This window comes from Streptomyces sp. NPDC052225 (assembly GCF_040679615.1).
Taxonomy (GTDB): Bacteria; Actinomycetota; Actinomycetes; order Streptomycetales; family Streptomycetaceae; genus Streptomyces.
Genome location: NZ_JBFAVD010000004.1, coordinates 162,645 through 178,324, shown reverse-complemented (window position 1 = coordinate 178,324; position 15,680 = coordinate 162,645). Strand labels below are relative to the sequence as shown.

Annotated in this window: 13 protein-coding genes and 1 other RNA gene; 2 read left to right on the top strand and 12 right to left on the bottom strand. The window is 70.8% G+C overall.

Annotated features, from left to right (window positions below; genetic code table 11):
• Window positions 1–127: 127 nt before the first annotated feature.
• On the bottom strand, window positions 128–1,105 hold the full coding sequence (locus AB0L37_RS08500) for a LysR family transcriptional regulator (RefSeq protein ID WP_365501740.1): 978 nt from the start codon (window positions 1,103–1,105) through the stop codon (window positions 128–130).
• A gap of 96 nt (window positions 1,106–1,201) precedes the next feature.
• Between AB0L37_RS08500 and AB0L37_RS08495 the strand changes: the two genes are divergently transcribed.
• On the top strand, window positions 1,202–2,422 hold the full coding sequence (locus AB0L37_RS08495; protein WP_365501737.1) for an MFS transporter: 1,221 nt from the start codon (window positions 1,202–1,204) through the stop codon (window positions 2,420–2,422).
• Window position 2,423: 1 nt separating this feature from the next.
• Here the strand turns inward: AB0L37_RS08495 and dacB are convergent, their stop codons facing one another.
• The 7 genes from dacB to ftsE form a co-directional block, all read right to left on the bottom strand.
• Window positions 2,424–4,052: a D-alanyl-D-alanine carboxypeptidase/D-alanyl-D-alanine-endopeptidase gene (gene dacB, locus AB0L37_RS08490; protein ID WP_365501735.1), complete on the bottom strand. Its 1,629-nt coding sequence runs from the start codon at window positions 4,050–4,052 to the stop codon at window positions 2,424–2,426.
• Window positions 4,053–4,153: 101 nt separating this feature from the next.
• Complete coding sequence (locus AB0L37_RS08485; RefSeq protein WP_365501733.1) at window positions 4,154–5,236, bottom strand: hypothetical protein; 1,083 nt, start codon at window positions 5,234–5,236, stop codon at window positions 4,154–4,156.
• Window positions 5,237–5,373: 137 nt separating this feature from the next.
• Window positions 5,374–5,761, bottom strand: a transfer-messenger RNA (tmRNA) gene (ssrA, locus tag AB0L37_RS08480).
• Window positions 5,762–5,868: 107 nt separating this feature from the next.
• The gene (gene smpB, locus AB0L37_RS08475; protein ID WP_365502105.1) at window positions 5,869–6,405 is read right to left on the bottom strand and encodes an SsrA-binding protein SmpB; all 537 of its coding nucleotides are present in this window, start codon (window positions 6,403–6,405) and stop codon (window positions 5,869–5,871) included.
• A gap of 31 nt (window positions 6,406–6,436) precedes the next feature.
• Entirely contained in the window at window positions 6,437–7,618 is a 1,182-nt protein-coding gene (locus AB0L37_RS08470; protein ID WP_365501731.1) for a S41 family peptidase, read from the bottom strand.
• Between the two features lie 78 nt (window positions 7,619–7,696).
• Entirely contained in the window at window positions 7,697–8,614 is a 918-nt protein-coding gene (ftsX, locus tag AB0L37_RS08465) for a permease-like cell division protein FtsX (protein WP_365501729.1), read from the bottom strand.
• A 40-nt stretch (window positions 8,615–8,654) separates the two neighbouring features.
• The gene (ftsE, locus tag AB0L37_RS08460) at window positions 8,655–9,344 is read right to left on the bottom strand and encodes a cell division ATP-binding protein FtsE (protein ID WP_365501727.1); all 690 of its coding nucleotides are present in this window, start codon (window positions 9,342–9,344) and stop codon (window positions 8,655–8,657) included.
• Window positions 9,345–9,635: 291 nt separating this feature from the next.
• Between ftsE and AB0L37_RS08455 the strand changes: the two genes are divergently transcribed.
• Window positions 9,636–9,827 carry a hypothetical protein gene (locus AB0L37_RS08455; RefSeq protein ID WP_365501725.1) on the top strand — a complete coding sequence of 64 codons (192 nt, stop codon included), beginning with the start codon at window positions 9,636–9,638 and terminating at the stop codon, window positions 9,825–9,827.
• A gap of 62 nt (window positions 9,828–9,889) precedes the next feature.
• On the opposite strand, the gene AB0L37_RS08450 is transcribed toward AB0L37_RS08455, so the two are convergent.
• From AB0L37_RS08450 to AB0L37_RS08435, 4 genes are all read right to left on the bottom strand, one after another.
• On the bottom strand, window positions 9,890–10,753 hold the full coding sequence (locus tag AB0L37_RS08450) for a hypothetical protein (protein WP_365501723.1): 864 nt from the start codon (window positions 10,751–10,753) through the stop codon (window positions 9,890–9,892).
• A 314-nt stretch (window positions 10,754–11,067) separates the two neighbouring features.
• Window positions 11,068–12,174: a peptide chain release factor 2 gene (gene prfB, locus AB0L37_RS08445; protein WP_365501721.1), complete on the bottom strand. Its 1,107-nt coding sequence runs from the start codon at window positions 12,172–12,174 to the stop codon at window positions 11,068–11,070.
• Between the two features lie 250 nt (window positions 12,175–12,424).
• A complete protein-coding gene (locus AB0L37_RS08440; RefSeq protein WP_365501719.1) occupies window positions 12,425–13,660 on the bottom strand; it encodes a serine/threonine-protein kinase in 1,236 nt (411 codons plus the stop codon).
• Window positions 13,661–13,783: 123 nt separating this feature from the next.
• Window positions 13,784–15,421, bottom strand: coding sequence for a serine/threonine-protein kinase (locus AB0L37_RS08435; RefSeq protein ID WP_365501717.1), 1,638 nt, complete (start codon window positions 15,419–15,421; stop codon window positions 13,784–13,786).
• Between the last annotated feature and the right edge of the window lie 259 nt (window positions 15,422–15,680).

Below are 15,680 nucleotides of genomic sequence, written 5' to 3'. Positions count from 1 at the left end.
GGTGCGCGCGCGACTACCCGGGCACTCGTCGGCCGGACCGGGCCCCCACCCGGTCCGAGCGCCCCCCTTATCACACTGCGCCCGGACCATGAATGTAGCGCACGTAAGTGACAGTCGTGTCCGCGGTTCATCCCAGGCTCATCATGATGAGTGCATCTGTGGCCGGTATCCACGCCCCCTCCGGCCTCTTCAGCCACCCGTTCTCCTCGGCCAGCACGGCGGCCGCGGCGCGCAGGGCCTCGATTCCGGGGTGCTTGCGTCCCTTTCGCCACACCAGTGACACCGGTGACAGGGGAACCGGGTCGACCAGCGGCCGCAGGACCGAACCCGGCATGGCCGGAAAATCCACCCCCGTGAGTACTGGATTCCGGTATTTCGCCATGATCCGCCGGAATTCTTCCTCGCCGATGGCGAGCGGCGCGGGTGGCGCGATCTCGATGCCGCGCCCGGCGAACAATTGCCGCGCGAGATCCGTCCATTCCGGCGTACGGGGATTGCCCGCGCCCGCGTAGATCCGCTCGCCGGCGAGCCGCCCGAGCGGGACCTCGTCGAGGGCGGCCAGCGGGTGTTCCTCGGGCAGCACGACGGCCATCGGCTCGTACCGCATGGGCTGCTGGTCGAGGCGCTCGCGCACGGCGGGGTCGAGGCCGGCGAACCGCCCGAAGGAGACGTCGATGCGCCCGGCGAGCAGCTCGGCGGCGGCGTGCGTGAGGCCGCTCTCGTAGCGGGCCATCAGCTCGGTCTCCGGGGCGAGTTCGCGCGCCCGCGCGAGGACCCGCTCGTGCACGAGCCCCGGGCTGTTGACGTCGACGAGCAGCGGTGTGCCCTCCGGCGCGGGCCGGGCGAACGCGGCGAGCAGCTCGTCCTGCGCCTCGACGACGCGGCGGGCGTACGGCAGCAGCCGCGTACCGTCCGCGGTGAGCGTGACCTGCCGGGTGGTGCGGCCGAACAGCTCGACGCCCAGCTCGCGTTCCAGGCGCCGGATGTCACGGCTGAGGGCCTGCTGGGCGACGTAGAGCCGGGCGGCGGCGCGCGTGAAGTGGAGCTCGTCGGCGACGGCGAGGAAGGCGCGCAGCAGCCGCGGCTCGACGGACGGCGGAGACATCCGGCGAACCTACCCCACCACTCACAACACAGGTGCGTGAATCATCGCCGAGTAGGTGTTGGACGGCGTACGTGACCTGCGGCGACGCTCTTTGTCATGGCTGATGCAACCACCACTGCCCCGCCCTCCCCCCGGACCGGCTACGCCCGCCTCTTCACGATCCCCGGCGCCCGCGCCTTCACCCTCGGCAACCTCGTCGCCCGCTTCCCGCAGGGCATGTTCAGCATCAGCGCGGTCATCATGATCTCCGGCGCCCGCGACTCGTACGCGCTCGCCGGCGCCGTCACCGCCACGGGGCTGGTCGCCAACGCGGTCGTCGGTCCGTGGACGGCACGCCTGGTGGACCGGTTCGGGCAGGCGCGGGTCGCCGTCCCCGCGACCGTGGTCTCCGCGTGCGGTTCGCTCGCGCTGCTCCTGTGCGTGCACGTCGGGGCGCCGAACTGGACGCTGTTCGCCGCCTACCTGGCGTCGGCGGCGACACCCAACACGGGCGGCATGTCCCGGGCCCGCTGGGCGCACCTGCTCAAGGACGAACCGGACGCCCTGCACACCGCGAACTCCTTCGAGCAGTCCGCGGACGAACTCTGTTACATGCTGGGCCCGGTGGTCGCCGCCTTCTTGTGCGGATCGCTGTTCCCGGAGGCGGGCACGCTGGCCAGTGTCGTCCTCATGGTGACCGGCGTGCTGATCTTCGCCGCGCAGCGTGCGACGGAACCGCCCGCCCACGCCCGTACGAAGACGACGAGGACGCCGCTTCGCGCGCGCGGGATGCCGCCGCTCCTGGTCGCCTTCCTCGCGACGGGCGCGATCTTCGGCTCGCTGGAAGTCGTCACCGTCGCGTTCGCGGACGCGCAGGGCCACAAGGTGTGGGCGGGCGGCATCCTCGCGCTCCAGGCGGCGGGTTCGTGCGCGGCGGGCCTGGTCTACGGCGCCCTGAAACCGACGGGCCCGGCCGCCCGCCGTCACCCGCCGTGCGTCGCGGCGATGGCGGCCTTGATGACCCTCCCGCTGCTCGCGGCGTGGTCGACCGGCTCCCTGTTCGCGCTGGGCGGCGCGCTCCTGGTCGCCGGCATGGCGACGGCGCCGACGATGGTGACGGGCATGACCCTCGTCCAGCAGCGCACCCCCGAGGGCCAGTTGAACGAGGGCATGACGCTCGCGGTGACCGGCATCCTCGGCGGCATCGCGTGCGGCTCGGCGACGGGCGGCGCCGCGGTGGAGCACTGGGGCCCCACCGCGGCGTACACCGTGCCGGTCACGGCGGCGGCGCTCGCGCTGCTCCTGTCGCTCTACGGCTACGTGCGCGGCACCCGGTGACTCAACAAGCGGCGGGCTTGCGCCACGAGCACTCCAGGTCTCCGCGCCGCTCGGCCGCGGGGACCGAGCGCGTGGATCTGGGAAGGACCGCGGTCACGGTCTCCCCCGCGGACGACTTGGCGAGGGTGACGACGATGGCGTCCTCCAGGGGCTTCACGGAGGACACCAGGTAGTTGTTCTGTACGACGCTGTAGACGAGCTCGCGCCCGTCTGCGTCCTTCACATAGCCGGACAGAGCGGAGGCACCGGTCAACGACCCCGTCTTTCCCCGGGCGTTGAGGGCGGCCGGGGTGCCGCACATCCGGGTCCGCAGCGTCCCGCCGACGAACCGGTCGGGGTCGCAGGCCACCGGCAGCGACCTGTACCAGTCGGCGTACCAGGGTTCGTCGCGTACGGACAGGAGCAGGTCGGCGATCTGCCGGGCCGCGAAGTTGTCCTTGCGGGAGAGGCCGGAGCCGTCGACCTGGCGGACCCTGCCGGCGTCGACCCCGGCGCCCTTCAGGTAGTCGGCGACGGCGGCGAGCCCGTCCTCCCAGCTCCCGGGCCGGCCCGTCCGCTCGTACCCCATGGCCTTGACGAGGGCCTCGGCGTGCATGTTGTTGGACAGCTTCATGAACGGGACGAGGAGGTCCTTGAGCGCCATGGAGTCGTGCGCGGCGAGCCGCCTGGCGCTCTCGGGCGCGGCCCGGCCGAGCCGGGTGGCGCCGCCGACCTTCACTCCGTGGGCGGCGAGCGCGTCGCGGAAGACGGCGGCCGCGTACCCGGTCGGCTCCCACACCGTGACCCACTCCTTGGTGGTGTCCCCGCCCACCGGGACGGTCCCGCTGACGGTGATGGTGTTGGTCCCGTGCTGCCGCTCGACGGCGAGGGTGTCCGCTCCCCCGGCGCCGACGGTGCTCGCGCCGCTGACGTCGATGTGCACGTAGTCGTTCTTGGGGGTGACGCTGACGACGGGCTTGTCCCCGGCCTTCGCGCCGGGCTTCGCCTCGACGATGACGGTCCCCGCGTCGTAGTCGGTGTCGGGCGCGACGGTCAGGGCCGAGATCTGGGCGGCGTAGTACGAGGACTCGTCGTCGGCGCCCCACGTGTCGCCGAGCCGGTGCGCGTCGAACCGGGTGTCGTCGGCGACGAGCCGCCCGTTCACCCGCTTCACACCTGCCGCGGCGACGTCGGCGGCGAGCTTGTCGTAGTCGGCGGCGAGCGTGGTCGGGTCGCCGGTCCCGCGCAGGTACAGGTCCCCGCCGAGCACCCCGTCCTTGACGCGCCCGTCGGCGAGCACGTCGGTGGTGAACCGGTAGCCGGGTCCGAGGACGCCCATCGCGGCGGCCGACGTGGCGAGCTTGGTGTTGGAGGCGGGCATGAGCCGCCCGGTCGGGCTGTGCTGGTACAGCGTCTCGCCGGTGCGGGCGTCGGCGACCACGACACTCGCCGCCCCGCCCTCCATCCGCGGGTCACCGAGGATGGTGTCGATCGCCTCGGTCAGCCCGCTGGGATCGGAGTCGGCCCCGGCGGGCGCGCCCCAGGAGAACGTGGCGGCGACGACGACCGCGACGGCGGGCAGGGCCCACCGCCGCGCTCTCGTACGGGAGTTGACGTGCTCTCGTCTCACGGTTCCGTCAGGTCTGCTCATGCCTCAGGAGCATCCCGGAGACCCGGGCGCGGGCCAAGACCCCACGAGCGGCCAGGCGGGTATGGCTCGATGCGACGCCCCGGGCCGGTGGCCGGGCCCCGTCACCCCTGCCGCAGCGCCGGCATCGGCAGCGGCATCCCGTACGCGGTGGCTCCCGCGCCGACACCGCCCTCGCAGGTGTTCGGCGGCACCGTGCCCGAGCCGCGGGTGGACGGTTTCTCTGCGGCCCAGAACATGTAGCCGAGCATGCCGGAGGTGGTGCCCGCGCCGTTCGGGGCGACGGTCTGCGTGAAGGAACCCGTCGACTTCTGCAGCGACGTGGCGAAGTCGGTGCACTCGGGGAGGGTCTTGCTCTGGTCGCTGATGTAGACGGCGCCGGTGAACTTCGCGGGGGCGAGCGGCGGCACCGGCGGGGAGTAGGTGGGCTTGCCGTCCACGTGCTCCTGCCAGTTGGCGATCGCCGAGCTGGTGGAGGGCTGGCGGGCCGGGACCATGGCGTTGGCGTAGTCGAGGACGGGCGTGTCGGTGCGCAGCCAGTCGGCGGTGGCCTTGCGGTTGATGCCGATCAGCCAGCGGTCACCGGCGGCGGTGTCGAGGGTGAGCCGCGCGGCCGGGGCGGCGCCCGAGGCGTCGTACGGGTGCACGGAGCGGTAGGCATCGATGAAGGTCTGGAGCCCGGCGAGGTTCGGGTTGGTGTTCTGCTCGTAGTCGATCTCGATGCCGACCCCGAGCTGGGTGGCGACGGCGGCGGCGTTGAGCCCGAGCTGCCGCGCGTTCTCCGCGAGGGCGGCGTCCCATGCGTCGGTGTAGGTGATGCCGCCGATGGAAAGCATCACGCGAATTCCGCGGGACGTGAAGTACTGCACTATTTCCGGGGTGATTCCCTTGGGCACACCGTTCGCGGTGGTGGCGTCATTGGTGCGGTGCAGGAGTTTCTGCGGTTCCAGGAAACTCAGCACGACGAGGTTGACGGAGGGGCGCCCGTCACCGCGGTCGATCAGCCAGTGGTTCTTGGAGTCGAACTCGCTGACGCTGCGCACGGTGCCCCAGATGCACGCGTCGTCACCGCAGTGCCAGGCACCGTAGATCTGCGGCGGGGTGGTGGCCGCCGAGGCGGGCGAGCCGGTGAGCGGGACGAAGAGCGCGGCGAGCAGGGTCAGTACGCCGAGAAGTCTCAGACGCATCCGGTCCTCCGTAGCGGGGGGATGGGCGTGGGGGGCGGCGCCGAGAGCGTGGCAGGTACAGACCAAGTCCACAAGGGGGCGGGCATGACGAAGGCCCGGTGACCGTTGAGGTCACCGGGCCTTTGCCCACATGGGATGAGTGGAGATGGCGGGAATCGAACCCGCGTCCAACGGTGCAGCAGCAGGGCTTCTCCGTGTGCAGTTCGCTGCGATTTTCTCGGCCCCGGCGATCACGCGAACAAGTCGCCGACGGGCCCAGTCACTGTTTGATTTCCCATCGAACCCCGTGACCGGGCTCGATGGTTTAGTTCCCTAGATTATGCCAGGATCCGGGTCGGGAACATCCCCGGGCTGACACCCTTTTAGGGTCCTTCAGTCGCTGTTATTAGGCAGCGAGGGCGAAGGACTGGGAATCGCTCTTAGAATTGGCGATTATTGGTTGCGACATATGGTTTACGAGATCATTGCCGCTTCCTCGACACGCTTCCCCTGCTTCGACATCCGCTGTCGAAACCGATCATCCCCATGTTGATTTATCAAACTGGGCCCGAAGACCCGGTGTCCTCACCGTGGAGGACGTGTTCCATCGTACGTGACCAACGCGCGACGATGCCAGCCTATTCCTGACGGGCTCAGCGCTCGCGCGCCCGCTGCCGGCGCTTCGCCGCCGCGATCGCCCGGTCCGAGTCCCTGCGGTCCTGCTGCTCGCGCAGCGTCTGCCGCTTGTCGAACTCCCGCTTGCCCTTGGCCAGCGCGATCTCGGCCTTGGCGCGGCCGTCCTTGAAGTAGATCGCGAGGGTCACGATCGTGTGCCCCGTCTCCTGCGACTTCGACTCCAGCTTGTCGATCTCGTCGCGGTGCAGGAGCAGCTTCCGCTTGCGGCGCACGGAGTGGTTGGTCCAGGTGCCCTGGCTGTACTCGGGGATGTGGGCGTTGTGCAGCCACGCCTCACGCCCGTCGATCTGGACGAACGCGTCGGTCAGGGACGTCCGCCCCTGCCGCAGCGACTTGACCTCCGTACCGGTCAGCACGATGCCGGCCTCGTAGGTGTCCATGATCAAGTAGTCGTGCCGCGCCTTCTTGTTCTGCGCGACGATCTTGCGCTTGCCGTCCTTCTTGGACGCGTCCCCCTTGCCCTGCTTGGGCTGGGACTCCTTCGGTACGTACATTCCCTTGGCCATAGTGCTGGCCATTTTCGCACTACGAGGGGGACCCGAGGCCACTCAATACTGTCTCGGCCCGCGGCAGCGCCCGCTCGTCGGCCTCCAGGTCGGGGGTGATGCCGCGTCCGTCGACGCCGCGGCCCGAGGGGGTGCGGTAGTGCCCGACGGTCAGCTCCGCGACGGAGCCGTCGGGCAGCCGGCTCGGCATCTGGACCGAGCCCTTGCCGAAGGTCCTGGTGCCCACGACGACCGCGCGGCCGCGGTCCTGGAGGGCTCCGGTGACCAGTTCGGCCGCGCTCATCGTCCCGCTGTCGACGAGCACGACCACCGGTCTGGACGTGTCGCCGCCCCGCTCGGCGTGCAGGGCGCGCTGCCTGCCCCGTACGTCGTACGTCGCCACGAGGCCGCCGTCGAGGAACGCCGAGGCCGCGGTGACCGCCTCGGTGACCAGGCCCCCGGAGTTGCCCCGCAGATCGAGCACGACGCCCGCGCGCGCGGGTGCCTCGCGCACCGCCCTGCGCACCTGGGCGCCGGAGCCCTTGGTGAAGGCGGTGGCCTTGATCAGCACGGGGCCCGAGGGCAGATGCGCGACGGTGACGGACTCGGTCGACAGGTTGGCGCGGCGCAGCGTCTCGCTCCACGCGCGCGTGCCGCGCTGGAGACCGACCCGGACCGACGTGCCCGCGTGCTCGCCGCGCAGCAGGGTCAGCACCTCGGTGACGGGCCGCCCGGAGACGGGCCTGCCGTCGACGGCGGCGATCCGGTCGCCCTCACGGATGCCGGCGAGCTGGGCGGGCGATCTCTCGCGGACCTTGGAGACCTCGACCGCGCCGTCGGCGGTGCGCTTCGCGCGCAGCCCCACCCCGGTGTACGTACCGTCGAGGGCCTGCTCGAACTCCTCGTACTCGCCCGGGGAGTAGACCGCGCCCCACCGGTCGCCGCTGCGGCTGACGGCCTCCTCGGCTGCCTGCGCCGACTCCTGCTGCGACTTGCCGTCGGACATCGCCTCCCGCGCGGCCCGGGTCGCGTCCTCCAGCGGCTCCTCGTGCGCGGCGGCGACCGAATTGCCGTGCTCCTCCGGCGATTTCCGGCCGTCACCGGGCCAGGATCCGGTCGCGGCACCCGCCGCGAGCACGCTCGCGAAGATCAATGTCAGGGCCGCCCCACGACCGTAGCGGCGGGGCCGGGACGTCCGAAGCAGCGGATCCGGGCCTGACATGTCGGTGAGTCTAGGACAACACGGGGCGCCGTACGGGTTGTTGAACCGTACGGCGCCCCGGGTCGCGCAGGAGACTCGTCACACCTTGAGGTACTTGCGCAACGCCACAAAAGCGGCCAGCGCGGGCATCAGGACACTCACGGCGAGGATGAGCGGCAGCTTCGTCAACACGGCGTCCCAGCCGATGAAGTTGATGAGCTGGAGCTTGTCGGAGAGCGCCACGCCGTTGTCGATCACGAAGTACTGGCCGCCCGCCAGGATCGTGCAGGCGATGCCGCCGCCGATGAGTCCGGCGACCGCCGCCTCCATGATGAACGGCGCCTGGATGTAGAACCCGGACGCGCCGACGAGCCGCATGATGCCGGTCTCGCGGCGGCGGCTGAACGCGGAGACGCGGACGGTGTTCACGATGAGCAGCAGCGCGACCACGAGCATGACCGCCATCACCGCGCCCGCCGCCCAGTTGAGGTAGCCGAGCAGCCGGAAGAGGTTGTCGAGCACGCCCTTCTGGTCCTGCACGGACTGCACACCGGGACGGCCGTTGAACGCGGTCGCGATGACCTGGTACTTCTCCGGGTCCTTCAGCTTGATCCGGTACGACTCCTGCAACTGGTCCGGCGTCAGCGAGCTGGCCAGCGGGGAGTCGCCGAACTGCTCCTTGTAGTGCTTGTACGCGTCGTCCTGCGACTCGTGCGCCACCTTGTCGACGACGGGCAGCTTCTTGAGGTCGGCGAGGATCTGGTCCTTCTGCTCGTTCGTGACCGGACCCTTGGCGCAGTTCGGGTCGGACTCGGCGTCTCCCTTGTTGCACAGGAAGATCGAGACGTTGACCTTGTCGTACCAGTAGCCCTTCATCTGGCCCACCTGGTCGCTCATCAGGAGCGAGGCGCCGAACAGCGCGAGCGAGAGGGCCACCGAGATGATCACGGCGAAGGTCATCGTGAGATTGCGGCGGAGACCGACGCCGATCTCCGACAGGACGAATTGGGCACGCATAGCGTCTACTGAGCCTTTCGCAGCTTTCTCTGTACTTCTCTCAGTGCTGGTAGCCGTAGACGCCGCGCGACTGGTCGCGCACGAGGCGGCCGTGCTCCAGCTCGATGACGCGCTTGCGCATCTGGTCCACGATGTTCTGGTCGTGGGTGGCCATCACGACGGTGGTGCCGGTCCGGTTGATGCGGTCCAGGAGCTTCATGATGCCGACGGACGTCTGCGGGTCGAGGTTGCCCGTGGGCTCGTCCGCGATCAGCAGTTTGGGCCGGTTCACGAAGGCGCGGGCGATGGCCACGCGCTGCTGCTCACCACCGGAGAGCTCGCCCGGCATCCGGTCGTCCTTGCCGCCGAGGCCGACGAGGTCGAGCACCTGCGGGACGGCCTTGCGGATCTCGCCGCGCGGCCGGCCGATGACCTCCTGCGCGAAGGCGACGTTCTCGCCGACGGTCTTGTTGGGCAGCAGGCGGAAGTCCTGGAAGACCGTGCCGAGCTGGCGGCGGATCTGGGGGACCTTCCAGTTGGATACGCGTCCCAGGTCCTTGCCCAGGACGTGCACCTGGCCGTGGCTGGCCCGCTCCTCGCGCAGGATGAGCCGCAGGAACGTCGACTTGCCGGAGCCGGACGAGCCGACCAGGAAGACGAACTCACCGCGCTCGACCTCCAGGGAGACATCCCTGAGGGCGGGTCGGGTCTGCTTGGGATAGACCTTGGAGACGTTGTCGAATCGGATCACGGGTGCACCACAGGTCGCCGGGGGTAGGTGAGCGTGACCATACGCGAACCGGCATGCGGAGCGCAGGCGCCGTCCCCGGTTGCGCGTTTTGTCCCCGTACGGAGCCGATCCCGGTGCCGCTTTTGTCCATCCCCTGCCTGGTCAGGGACCGTCCTGGGGGCGGGGCGCGCCGAAAATCCGGGAAGCTGGCACAGTGGTAGGGGGAACGGTTGCGTTTCCCGGAGCGTTGAGCGGAGAGAACCAGTGGGAAATCCCTTGGCCGGCTTCGCCGCGCGGGAGGAGGAGAAGCGCATGACCTACGACCGTTTGGTGTGCGCGAACTGCGCGGCCCCCGTGAGCGAGGGCCGCTGCCCCGTGTGCCGGGCCAACCGCGAGCGGCTCCAGCAGGAGGGCCCCCTGTCGGGCGTCAGCCCGGCCGCGCTGATAGCGCTGGTGGCGGTCCTTGTGGCGGCGGTGGCGCTGCTCGCGCACCAGACCGTGTAGCGGGACCCCAGAGACACCGAAGGCCCGGAGCCGCCGAGCGGCTCCGGGCCTTCGCGCATGCCTTACGCGGCAGCGCCGCCGCGGTTGCCGACGAGGCGCGGCAGGAGCCGGAAGCCGACGCCGCCCGCGATCATCGTCGCGGCACCGATGAGCAGCACGGTGGTGCCGTCCGCACCGGTCTCGGCCAGCTCGCCGCCCTTGCCCTGGTCGGCGGTCTGCTCGGCCGGCGTGGTGCCGGTGTCCTGCAGGCTGTCCTTGCCCTGGCCCTGCTCGACGGGGTTGTTGTTGCCGTCGGGGTTGGTGTTGTCGCCGCCGGTGGACGAACCACCGGTCGAGGAGGAACCACCCGTGGAGGACGAGCCGCCCGTGGAGGACGAACCACCGGTGGAGGAGCCGCCCGTGGAGGAGGAACCGCCGGTGGACGAGGAACCGCCGGTCGAGGAGGAACCGCCGGTGGAGGAGCCGCCCGTGGAGGACGAACCACCGGTCGCGGCCGAGCCGCCGGTCGAGGAGGAGCCGCCGGTCGCGGCCGAACCGCCCGTGGAGGACGAACCACCGGTCGCGGCCGAACCACCGGTCGACGACGAACCACCGGTCGCGGCCGAACCGCCCGTCGACGACGAGCCACCGGTCGCGGCGGAACCGCCCGCGGCAGCGGAACCGCCCGCCGCGGCTGCGCCGCCGGTCGTCGCGCCGGCGTCGACCCCGGCGACGGCGCCGCCGCCGACCGTGCCCTCGGTCCCGCCACCCTCGGCGCCACCGGTCACGGTGATGCCGACACCGTCCTCACCCGCGCTGACACCAGCCAGCCCCGGGACGTCGATCTCAAGCGCGGAGGCGGCACCCGCGGCGGTCAGGGACGCACCGGCAGCGATCACCGCGCCGGCGGCTATACGCGCCACACGGATACGCGTCTTCTTGGTCATCTGTCTGCTACCCCCAGTAGCCAATCGTCAATGGAGCAGCGCCCGGGACGGCGTTCGTTCAGGGGCAGCAGGGGTCGCGTTCGACCCTCCCCCGTTCACACACGTCCCACTGATACGCATGCCGCGCGCCAGCCTTCCCAGTTTTCAGATCAACGTCAAGGTCGTTGCGCACGCAATGTCCGCAATAGAGCGACTTGACCGTCGTACGGACATGTGACTGTGACGTAAAAGGCGCAAACGCCTTCACATTTCACGCACAACAAAAGGCAACTGCCGCTCACAGAGCGGCAGTTGCCTTGTCGATAAAGCGGTGACTACTTCTCGGTCTGCTTGCGCCAGCGAATTCCGGCCTCGATGAAACCGTCGATCTCACCGTCGAGAACGGCCTGCGGATTGCCGACCTCGAACTCCGTACGCAGGTCCTTGACCATCTGGTACGGGTGCAGGACGTACGACCGCATCTGGTTGCCCCAGGAGCTGCCGCCGTCGCCCTTGAGGGCGTCCATCTTGGCGCGCTCCTCCTGGCGCTGGCGCTCCAGGAGCTTGGCCTGCAGCACGTTCATCGCCGTGGCCTTGTTCTGGATCTGGGAGCGCTCGTTCTGGCAGGAGACCACGATGCCGGTGGGGATGTGGGTCAGACGGACCGCGGAGTCCGTCGTGTTCACGCCCTGGCCGCCGGGGCCCGAGGAACGGTAGACGTCCACGCGCAGCTCCGACTCGTCGATCTCGACGTGGTCGGTCTGCTCGACGACGGGGAGCACCTCGACGCCCGCGAAGGACGTCTGGCGGCGGCCCTGGTTGTCGAACGGGGAGATGCGGACCAGGCGGTGCGTGCCCTGCTCCACGGAGAGCGTGCCGTAGGCGTACGGGACCTGGACGGCGAAGGTGGTCGACTTGATGCCGGCCTCTTCCGCGTACGACGTCTCGTAGACCTCGGTCTTGTAGCCGTGGCGCTCGGCCCAGCGCAGGTACATGCGCTGGAGCTGCTCGGCGAAGTCCGCGGCGTCGACGCCGCCGGCCTCCGCGCGGATGTTGACCAGCGCCTCGCGGGAGTCGTACTCGCCGCTCAGCAGCGTACGGACCTCCATCTCGTCCAGCGCCTTCTTGACGGACACGAGCTCGGACTCGGCCTCGGCGCGGGTGTCGGGGTCGTCCTCCTCCTCGGCCATCTCGAAGAGGACGCCGAGGTCGTCGATACGGCCGCGCAGCGCTTCGGCCTTGCGCACCTCCGCCTGGAGGTGGCTCAGCTTGCTGGTGATCTTCTGTGCCGCTTCGGGGTCGTCCCAGAGGGACGGCGCGGCCGCCTGCTCCTCGAGCACGGCGATATCTGCCCTCAGCTTGTCGAGGTCCAGGACGGCCTCGATCGACTCCATGGTCGAGGAGAGGGACTTCAGCTCTTCGGAAACATCGACGACTGCCACGAGACCAGCCTAACGGCTGGGGCAAGTGGTCTCCGCCGGGTGCGGGTCCGGGGGCCCGGGGCTGGGGTTTCGGGGTGCGTGGTCGGGTGCGGGTCCGGTGGGGGCTGGTCGCGCAGTTCCCCGCGCCCCTGAAATGCATGCGCTTCGCGCGCATTTCCCCGACGTATGGCTGAGCGGCGAAGCCGCTGCCGCAGGGGCGCGGGGAACTGCGCGACCAGCCCCCGCCCACCCGCGGACGACAACGCACCGCCTACGGCGACGCCGGTGCCGAGTTCTCGCTGTCCGGTGGCGGTGACTGGTCGCCGCCCGACGTTGCCGCGTAGATGCCGCCGCCGATCGCCGCGGCGAGGACCACCCCGGCCACCCCCAGCGTGATCCGGCGGCGGCGGGCCGAGGAGCGGTTGCGGGCCGAACCGGGGCGGGGGGCGCCGCTGGCGCGGGGGGCGCGGGCCGTGCCGCGGGCGCCGCCGGCCAGCTCGTCCGGCGCCGGGACCCTCATCGACGTATGGGTGTCGCGGTTGGAGTCGGTGGGCGTGGAGCCGGGGACCAGGGAGACGGCACCGCGGCGCGGGACCGGCGACTCGGACGGCTCCGGGTCCGTGATCTCGGGTTCGTCGGGGAGCGGCTCGGTGTCGGGCTCGTCGACGTCCAGGGGGGCCATGCCCGCCACGAGGGGCTGGAGCTCGCGCAGCCGCGCGGCGAGCTCGGAGGCGCGCAGACGGGAGGCCGGGGCCTTGGCGAGGCACTGGATGAGCAGCTGCCACAGCTCGTCCGGGATGCCGGGGAGCGGGACGACGGTCTCCGTGACGTGGCGGCGCAGGATCGCTCCCGGGTGGCCGCCGCCGAACGGCGTGAAGCCGGCCAGGAGCTCGTACAGGACGGTCGCCAGGGCGTAGATGTCGACGGCCGCGCGGGGCGGCAGCCCCTCGACGATCTCGGGGGCGAGATAGTCCGGGGTGCCGATGATCTTCGTGGCCTTGGTGCGGCGCGGGGTGTCGATCAGCTTCGCGACGCCGAAGTCCGTGAGCAGCGCCGGGTGCGCGCCGCCGGGGCCGATGGGGCCCTGCATGTCCAGGAGGATGTTCTCGGGCTTCACGTCGCGGTGCACGATGCCCGCGGCGTGCGCGGCGGACAGCGCGTCGGCGACGTCCGCGGCGATGGCGACGGCGGCCTCGGGGGCCAGGCGCCGCTCGCGCTCGAGGCGGGTGCGCAGGTCGGTGCCCCGGACGAGGTCCATGACCAGGGCGAGGTCGTTTCCGTCGACCACGAGGTCGTGGACGCCCACCACGCGCGCGTGGTCGAGGCTCAGCAGGGCGGTGCGCTCCTGGACGAAGCGGCCGACCAGCTCCTGGTCGGAGGCGAGGTCCTCGCGCAGAAGTTTGATGGCGACGGGACCGTCGGGTCCCTCGCCCAGCCACACGGTGCCGGCGCTGCCGCGACCCAGGATCTGGTGTGCGGTGTACCGGCTGCCGATTTTCCGTGCCAAGACTGCTCCTACAGACGCGTGTTGGCGCCCAAGCTACGCGGCTCGGACGCCAACCAACGCATCAGCGGGGGAAATCACCCGTCGGATGTCGACAAATCTCCAACGCCACCTACAAGTTGCTGTCTAGTTGCCGGAATTGCCGCCCAGGTCGCCGATCCAGCCGGTGACCGTGTCGAACCAGTCGGACAGCTGGGCCCAGTAGCCCTTGCCCGTGCCGATCCAGTCCTGGAGCGGGGTGAACTCCCAGACCAGCCAGCTCACCACGAAGAGGATCACGATCATGAACAGGCAGCCCTTGAGGCAGCCGAGGCCCGGGATCTTCATCGGGTTGGCGCTGCGCTGACGCGGCTCGCGCGGCGGCCGCGGCTGCTGGGGCGGCGGTGCCTGCGGCGGCGCGTACTGCTGCGGCTGCTGCTGGGGCTGCGGGGCCTGGCGCGGCGCGGGACGCTGCTGCCGCTGCGCGTACTGCTGCGGCTGCTGCCTGCGCGGCTCCTGCTGCGGGCGGGCGACCTGGCGCTGCGGACGGCGGCGCAGGGGGTCGTCGTTCGGGTCGAGGTACTGGATCTGCGTCTGTTCGTTGCGGTCGCGGGCCGCGCGCAGCTGATTGCCCCACGCGTCCGGCATCTGCTGCTGTTGCGGCGGGTCCTGCGGGACCGGCGGCATGACGGCGGTCGGGTCGGCGGCGCCGCGGTTGTTCGGCAGCACGGAGGTGGGGTCCGCGTCCGCATACTGGTTGCCGGACTGGTGCTGCATGACGCTGGTGGCCGCGTTCGGGTCGTACGAGCCCGCGTTGCTCGGCAGCACCTGCGTCGGGTCGGCGGCGCCCGGGATGCCCGGGACCTGCGCCGGGTCCGGGTCCGGCATCAGCAGAGCGCCGACGCCCTCGGCGGCGGCGATCTGCGCGCTGTTCGCGTGCACGCCGATGCCCTCGGCGACGGTCCGCAGGCCACGCGCCAGGTTCTCCGCGCTCGGCCGCTCGTCCGGGTTCTTGCGGAGGCAGCGCTCGATGACCGTCCACAGCGGGTCAGGGACGGTGGAGGGGCGGCGCGGTTCGGCGCTGAGGTGCTGGTGGAGGACTTCGAGGGCGCTGCCGCCGGAGAACGGCGGACGCCCGGTGACCAGCTCGTACAGCAGGATTCCCGCACCGTAGATGTCGACGGCGCTGGTCTGCGGGCGGCCCTCGGCGGACTCGGGCGCCACATAGGCGGGCGTACCGACGAACTCGTGGGTACGGGTCAGGCCCGGGGAGTCGGCGAGGCGCGCGATGCCGAAGTCGGTGAGCATCGGGTGCATCCCGCTGTGGTCCTGCTTGAGCAGCACGTTCGCCGGCTTGAGGTCGCGGTGGACGACGCCGTCGGCGTGGCTGGCGGCGAGCGCGTCGGCGATCTGCGCGGTCAGCAGCGAGGCCGCGACCGGCGAGAACGGTCCGTTCTCGCGCAGGTAGCGGTGCAGGTCGGGGCCGTCGATCAGGTCCATGACGAGGGCGAGGAGCTCGCCCTCCACGACCAGGTCGCGGGTGCGCACGATGTTGGGGTGCGTGAGGCGGAGCAGGACGGAGCGCTCGCGGAGGAAGCGCATCACCACGTCCGCGTCGTTCGCCAGCTCCTCCTTGAGGACCTTGATGGCGACGGTCTCGCCGGGCTGCCCGGCGACGGCCGCCTCGGCGCCCGCGGTCTCGCGCTGGCGGGCTCGCCAGACGGTGCCCGTGGCGCCGCGTCCGAGCGGCTCCTCGAGCAGGTACTTGCTGCCTACCGGCCGCACGTCATGCGCTCCCTGCTTGCCTACTGCTGATGGACTTGCTGTCGGTCCTGCTGATCGACGACCCGTCTCCGGGTGTTCCGACCCACTCTAGTGGCGGACATCCCCGGACAGGCTGTCGATCTTCCACGGCCTCCCCTGCGGCCTCGCAGCCCGCCCTACCCGTGTTCGACGGAAAGACGCACGGCTGGGGCCGTTGGTTGCCGCCGGACGACGTGACCGATCTCAAGCGGGCACCGAGCAGGCACTTTTGCGGGCAGAG

Excerpts from the sequence above, each read along its gene's own strand:
- AB0L37_RS08500 (WP_365501740.1), bottom strand. The coding sequence starts at position 1,105 with ATGTCTCCGCCGTCCGTCGAGCCGCGGCTGCTGCGCGCCTTCCTCGCC.
- AB0L37_RS08495 (WP_365501737.1), top strand. The coding sequence starts at position 1,202 with ATGGCTGATGCAACCACCACTGCCCCGCCCTCCCCCCGGACCGGCTAC.
- dacB (WP_365501735.1), bottom strand. The coding sequence starts at position 4,052 with ATGAGCAGACCTGACGGAACCGTGAGACGAGAGCACGTCAACTCCCGT.
- AB0L37_RS08485 (WP_365501733.1), bottom strand. The coding sequence starts at position 5,236 with ATGCGTCTGAGACTTCTCGGCGTACTGACCCTGCTCGCCGCGCTCTTC.
- smpB (WP_365502105.1), bottom strand. The coding sequence starts at position 6,405 with ATGTACGTACCGAAGGAGTCCCAGCCCAAGCAGGGCAAGGGGGACGCG.
- AB0L37_RS08470 (WP_365501731.1), bottom strand. The coding sequence starts at position 7,618 with ATGTCAGGCCCGGATCCGCTGCTTCGGACGTCCCGGCCCCGCCGCTAC.
- ftsX (WP_365501729.1), bottom strand. The coding sequence starts at position 8,614 with ATGCGTGCCCAATTCGTCCTGTCGGAGATCGGCGTCGGTCTCCGCCGC.
- AB0L37_RS08455 (WP_365501725.1), top strand. The coding sequence starts at position 9,636 with ATGACCTACGACCGTTTGGTGTGCGCGAACTGCGCGGCCCCCGTGAGC.
- AB0L37_RS08450 (WP_365501723.1), bottom strand. The coding sequence starts at position 10,753 with ATGACCAAGAAGACGCGTATCCGTGTGGCGCGTATAGCCGCCGGCGCG.